This window comes from Kitasatospora sp. NPDC093558, assembly GCF_040683475.1.
Lineage (GTDB): Bacteria > Actinomycetota > Actinomycetes > Streptomycetales > Streptomycetaceae > Kitasatospora.
In genome coordinates this window covers 1-1,051 of record NZ_JBFBDY010001394.1, presented here as the reverse complement: position 1 = coordinate 1,051, position 1,051 = coordinate 1, and the positions used below count along the sequence as shown (strand labels likewise).

Below are 1,051 nucleotides of genomic sequence, written 5' to 3'. Positions count from 1 at the left end.
CGGCTGCGGGCCGGTCGCGGCCTACCGGGGGCGGACCCTGCTGTTCGTCCAGCCGGGCGCCGCACCCCGGCTGCGCCGGCTGCTGGCCTGGGAGGCGCCCTCGTCGTTCGTCGTCTCCACGTCGACCTTCCGGACCTCCACGTCGCACTTCCAGCCCGACTGGGCGCCGCTCAGACAGATCAGGTCGCCGACGTTGTTGCGCCCCGCCCCGTACGTGCGTCGCGACGAACCGCTGCCGTCCGACCAGGCGCCGTCGTAGAACCGGCCGCCGCCGTTGCCGTTGATCGCGATCATCCCGACGTCCAGGCCGTCACCGATCGCGTACAGGTCCCCGATGTAGGCGCCGGTTCCGTTGTAGTACCGGCCGCCGCCGCAGTGCGCGGCGGTCAGCAGCACCCGCTTGCGGTTCACCCACCCCGGCACGCCGCTGGAACAGACGTCGTTGGGCCCCATTCGCAGCTCGGCGCCCGCGGTCCACGGCGGGCCGTCGCTCGTGCGAGTGCCACGTGCCGGTGTCACCACCGATTCGACCTCGGGGTGCACAGGCATCCCACGATCGTCTCCACCCGCTCCTCGTACGCGGCCGTCGTCGACCCGGCCGGAACGATCCGCCGGGTCCACTTCGGCTGGTACGACACGAGCAGGCCGCTGCCGTCATTGGACGGGCCGATCGACGACCACTCCCGTGCGTCGTTGCCTACGACGACCAGGAACAGACCGATCGCGTGGTCCATCTCGGCGTACGAATACGGGCACGACCCGCAGCCGTCCACCTGTCCGCGCAAAGCTCCGCGTGGTCATCGGGCAGGTGCCTCTGCAGCCCGGCGGTGGAGGCCCGTGAGCAGGTCACACGAAGCGGTCGGCTATATTCACGCAGCCGTCACACACCACGATCAGCCAGGTGGGGGCGGCACGTACCAGGGGGAGAGCCAGCCTTGCCGATTGCCGACAACCAGCCGCACGACGGCCGTCCGGATCAGGCCGACAACGTCGCAGCGGCGACTTCGCCGTCCGGCGGGTGGAGCGGCTACGCGATCAGCTCTTTGGTGAC

At 70.6% G+C, this 1,051-nt stretch carries 2 protein-coding genes; both read right to left on the bottom strand.

Annotated features, from left to right (window positions below; genetic code table 11):
• Nucleotides 1-21: 21 nt before the first annotated feature.
• Nucleotides 22-453, bottom strand: a complete 432-nt coding sequence (locus AB0O00_RS41275; protein ID WP_363659788.1) for a hypothetical protein — start codon at nucleotides 451-453, stop codon at nucleotides 22-24.
• 62 nt (nucleotides 454-515) lie between these two features.
• The gene (locus tag AB0O00_RS41270) at nucleotides 516-734 is read right to left on the bottom strand and encodes a hypothetical protein (protein ID WP_363659786.1); all 219 of its coding nucleotides are present in this window, start codon (nucleotides 732-734) and stop codon (nucleotides 516-518) included.
• Nucleotides 735-1,051: the final 317 nt, after the last annotated feature.

What these genes read in the sequence shown, in the direction of transcription:
- AB0O00_RS41275 (WP_363659788.1), bottom strand. Translation starts at nt 453, where the DNA reads ATGGGGCCCAACGACGTCTGTTCCAGCGGCGTGCCGGGGTGGGTGAAC.
- AB0O00_RS41270 (WP_363659786.1), bottom strand. Translation starts at nt 734, where the DNA reads ATGGACCACGCGATCGGTCTGTTCCTGGTCGTCGTAGGCAACGACGCA.